4 protein-coding genes are annotated in these 4,320 nt (G+C 38.3%); 3 read left to right on the top strand and 1 reads right to left on the bottom strand.

The window, feature by feature from the left end:
• Positions 1-188: 188 nt before the first annotated feature.
• Positions 189-1,127, top strand: coding sequence for a replication initiation protein RepM (gene repM / locus CAP50_RS12465; protein WP_100750136.1), 939 nt, complete (start codon positions 189-191; stop codon positions 1,125-1,127).
• Positions 1,128-1,163: 36 nt separating this feature from the next.
• Here the strand turns inward: repM (CAP50_RS12465) and mobQ are convergent, their stop codons facing one another.
• Positions 1,164-2,729, bottom strand: a complete 1,566-nt coding sequence (mobQ, locus tag CAP50_RS12460; RefSeq protein WP_100750134.1) for a MobQ family relaxase — start codon at positions 2,727-2,729, stop codon at positions 1,164-1,166.
• Between the two features lie 220 nt (positions 2,730-2,949).
• On the opposite strand from mobQ, the gene CAP50_RS12455 reads away from it, so the two are divergent.
• Both CAP50_RS12455 and repM (CAP50_RS12450) read left to right on the top strand, forming a co-directional pair.
• Positions 2,950-3,219, top strand: coding sequence for a hypothetical protein (locus CAP50_RS12455; RefSeq protein WP_100750133.1), 270 nt, complete (start codon positions 2,950-2,952; stop codon positions 3,217-3,219).
• Between the two features lie 314 nt (positions 3,220-3,533).
• Positions 3,534-4,320, top strand: a 787-nt coding sequence (repM, locus tag CAP50_RS12450) for a replication initiation protein RepM (protein ID WP_100750135.1), incomplete at its 3' end; no start/stop codon positions are given.

Here is a 4,320-nt window from a genome sequence, read left to right as displayed (position 1 = left end):
GTTGATATACATAGCTTTTAGCTCCAATAAGACGAGGTTTATCGCACAATAAGACGAGGTTTATCGCACAATAAGACGAGGTTTATCGCACAATAAGACGAGGTTTATCGCACAAAAACAGAGTGAGTTTTACAAACTCTTTTAAAGAGGTTAAAATACATTTTCTTTATAAGAGGTAGAGCATGGATATGACAGAATTAGTTGTTAAGGATAACGCATTAATACAAGCAAGCTATACGCTCGATCTAGTAGAGCAGCGTTTAATGCTACTGGCTATTATGGAGGCAAGAGAGACAGGGGAAGGTATTGCGCCAGATAGCCTTTTACAGGTACACGCCCATAGTTATGCTGAGCATTTTAGTATTAATAAAGAAACAGCCTATACAGTGATGAAAGATGCTTCTAAAGGGCTATTTGATCGTTATGTGACATACCATGACAAGAATCCCAAAACGGGCAAGGACAGGAGTTTTCACTGCCGTTGGGTAGATAAGATAGGTTATGAAAAAGATACTGGTATTGTCTATTTACGCTTTACTCATGATGTTGTACCGCTGATTACACGACTTGAGCAACAGTTCACCAGTTATGATATAGAGCAGATTAGTAGTTTAAATAGTGGATATGCCATTCGACTGTATGAGCTGTTAATCCAATGGCGATCAGTGGGTAAAACGCCTGTGTTTGATCTACAGCAGTTTAGGCAACAATTAGGCGTTGAAGAAACTAAATACTCACGTATGAGTGATTTTAAAAAATATGTATTAGATTTCGCGGTACAACAAATCAATGAGCATACTGATATTACTGTGAAATATGATCAGCATAAGAAAGGTCGTGTCATTACTGGGTTTACTTTCAAATTTAAAGTGAAAAATAAGACTAAGAATGCAAGGAAATCAGATAGCGATACTCCTGATATGCTTACTGCAATAAAAATGACAGATAAACAGCGTGGTGCGTTCGCATCTAAGCTATCGCAAATGAGTGAATTATCTAGTTATGCAAAGCAGGGTGAGGATTACAAGCAGTTTGCTGGAAGAATTGAGACTGAGCTATTAGATGAAAAAAAGCAGGCTTTTTATATACCCTATCTTGAAAAATTAGGGTTTGAAAGTAACAGATAATCGCTACTACTTAAAAGTTCTTTCTACCAACTAAAGTCAGCGCTCTAAACCTTTATACAGCTCTCGCTGCTGCTCAAGCTGCTTTTCTTGTTGTTGTTGTTGCCATTCAGCTTTATCGATTGGTTCCAACGCTGCATTAAGCTTTCTATCATAACTGATCTTCACCTTATCACCCACATTAGGTAAGGCCTGTAGTTTTTCTAGGTCATGATAAATGGTTTTACCTTCAAAGGTTTTTTGTAGTATGCCTAGCCGACTGACTGCTGTTATCTCACCGCTATAGTGTGTCTTTCGTCTAGCATCTATTGCGTCCTGTTTAAATAAAGCATGAGCCTTTACTGTTGTACTGGCTTCTCTTGCCTCTGAGATAATATGAGGGGTATTTTTCTTAACATACTCGTATGCCTGATCTATAAAATCAGACTGGTAGACAAGCTTATGTTTTTTATTCTCTTCGTTATATTGAGCCTTCAGAGCGTCTATTTGCTCTTCACGCTTACCCTTACCAAACCATGATTTATTGTTTTCAAGCGCCTCACGCTCTACGGTAAGCCGTGCCATTTCAGTCTTATAGTGATTAGCGATATTGTCTTGAATCTCTTTAGCGACACTGCTAACAGCTTTCTCATAACCCTCTATAACTTTATTAGCTTGATTAATAGTCTGTCCATCAACATTAAGCCGCTTATTTGGCTGCTCAGCACGTTTTGCTACACTTGGTGCTGCTGTAGGTGCTTTATCTGCTTTAACAGGCTCATTAGGGCATTTACGTGCTTCTTCAGCTTTCTTTTCTAGTTGTTGCTTAGCTAATAACTTGTGACCCACAACAATTTGGCTCTGTAAACGTTCAATACGCTCATTATCTGCTTTTACTTGGCGATTATAGTCGCCTGTTGCGGTTCTAATGCCGTTACGTTCAAGTGCTGAGGCTTCCCACCCTAGTTTTTTGGTAGGTAACTGTATCAGTCCACGATCTGCATGGCTACGGTGATCAATACGTGCGGCTATGCCGTCACGCTCAAGGTACTTATTAGTAATCTCTGCCCATGTCTTACGGACAGCTTTTAGTTCATCTTGTGCTCTAGGTAGCCCTAAATCTTTTAACTGAGTGTTGGATAGCTCAAGTTGAGATTTACTAGTCAAGGCAATGCGGCCACTCTCTAGGCGTTCAATTTTGCGCGTAGTTAACAATAAATGAGCATGATGGTTACGATTATCGCCATGCTGATCAGGCTTATGTATTGCCACATCAACCGCCACACCATATTTATCACTAAGGTGAGCTGCAAAGTCTTTAACAGCATCGCCTCTTGTTTTTTGATCAAGCTCATACGGTAAATTAACGACAATTTCTCTAGCTGTTCGGCTATTCTTTCTAGTTTCAGTTGCCTCTGCCATATTCCAAAGATCAGAACGGCTAATCTCTATTTTGTTAGGCGTTACTATCTCAGTATCTACTACACCATTTCGCTTACTATATTGATGGTCAATACCTGTACGATCATCAGTTATATCAACACCAGCTCGATAGGCAGCCGAAGCCGTAGCACTACGTCCGCTACTTCTCGATACTGGCTTAGTCGATAAGTGATAGATTGCCATTTTGGGCTTTTTTGTCCTTTGTCTTTTAGGGGGTTGAGGGGGAATCCCCTCACGGACTTAGAAAAGTTTGTTATAATGCAACGAAGTGGAATTATAACAAACTTTTCGTAAGTTCGCACTTCCACAAAAAGACGTGAAAGTGAAACACAACTATCAACCATTATATTTATGCCAATTTATACTATTTTTAAGAACTTGGAATTAGCTGTAGGGGAGATTTATGTTAAGCATTAAGCAAAAAATCGCTAGAATGGAAGATGAGATAGCAAGGCTAAAAGTCAAAGAAAGAAAGCTTGAAAATGGTCAGAAAATCATTATTGGTGGCATGATGCTATCTATGGCTAAAGATAGTTCAATCGTTGCCAGTAAGCTCTTAGAATGGATTGAGAAGGAAGTAACTAGAAAAACAGATCTTGATCGTTTGAGTTCTGTTATAGAGGAATTAAAAAAACAGTCTAAACCGCTAGAAGACTCTAATAAAGAAACTTAAAAGATAGTCAAACATCTTTTTAAACTAGAAACAGCAGTTTCTAGTTTTTTTTAATTAGTTATTCACAACAAAAAAGGTTTTTAAGGTTTTTAATAGTTTTTAAAAGCTTTTACGCTCGCTGTATCAGTTGATATACATAGCTTTTAGCTCCAATAAGACGAGGTTTATCGCACAATAAGACGAGGTTTATCGCACAATAAGACGAGGTTTATCGCACAATAAGACGAGGTTTATCGCACAAAAACAGAGTGAGTTTTACAAACTCTTTTAAAGAGGTTAAAATACATTTTCTTTATAAGAGGTAGAGCATGGATATGACAGAATTAGTTGTTAAGGATAACGCATTAATACAAGCAAGCTATACGCTCGATCTAGTAGAGCAGCGTTTAATGCTACTGGCTATTATGGAGGCAAGAGAGACAGGGGAAGGTATTGCGCCAGATAGCCTTTTACAGGTACACGCCCATAGTTATGCTGAGCATTTTAGTATTAATAAAGAAACAGCCTATACAGTGATGAAAGATGCTTCTAAAGGGCTATTTGATCGTTATGTGACATACCATGACAAGAATCCCAAAACGGGCAAGGACAGGAGTTTTCACTGCCGTTGGGTAGATAAGATAGGTTATGAAAAAGATACTGGTATTGTCTATTTACGCTTTACTCATGATGTTGTACCGCTGATTACACGACTTGAGCAACAGTTCACCAGTTATGATATAGAGCAGATTAGTAGTTTAAATAGTGGATATGCCATTCGACTGTATGAGCTGTTAATCCAATGGCGATCAGTGGGTAAAACGCCTGTGTTTGATCTACAGCAGTTTAGGCAACAATTAGGCGTTGAAGAAACTAAATACTCACGTATGAGTGATTTTAAAAAATATGTATTAGATTTCGCGGTACAACAAATCAATGAGCATACTGATATTACTGTGAAATATGATCAGCATAAGAAAGGTCGTGTCATTACTGGGTCTACTTTCAAATTTAAAGTGAAAAATAAGACTAAGAATGCAAGGAAATCAGATAGCGATACTCCTGGTATGCTTACTGCAATAAAAATGACAGATAAACAGCGTGGTGCGTTCGCATCTAAGC

The organism is Psychrobacter sp. L7 (assembly GCF_002810365.1).
Classification (GTDB): domain Bacteria; phylum Pseudomonadota; class Gammaproteobacteria; order Pseudomonadales; family Moraxellaceae; genus Psychrobacter; species Psychrobacter celer.
This window is presented reverse-complemented; position numbering and strand designations above follow the sequence as displayed.

What these genes read in the sequence shown, in the direction of transcription:
- repM (WP_100750136.1), top strand. Translation starts at nt 189, where the DNA reads ATGACAGAATTAGTTGTTAAGGATAACGCATTAATACAAGCAAGCTAT.
- mobQ (WP_100750134.1), bottom strand. Translation starts at nt 2,729, where the DNA reads ATGGCAATCTATCACTTATCGACTAAGCCAGTATCGAGAAGTAGCGGA.
- CAP50_RS12455 (WP_100750133.1), top strand. Translation starts at nt 2,950, where the DNA reads ATGTTAAGCATTAAGCAAAAAATCGCTAGAATGGAAGATGAGATAGCA.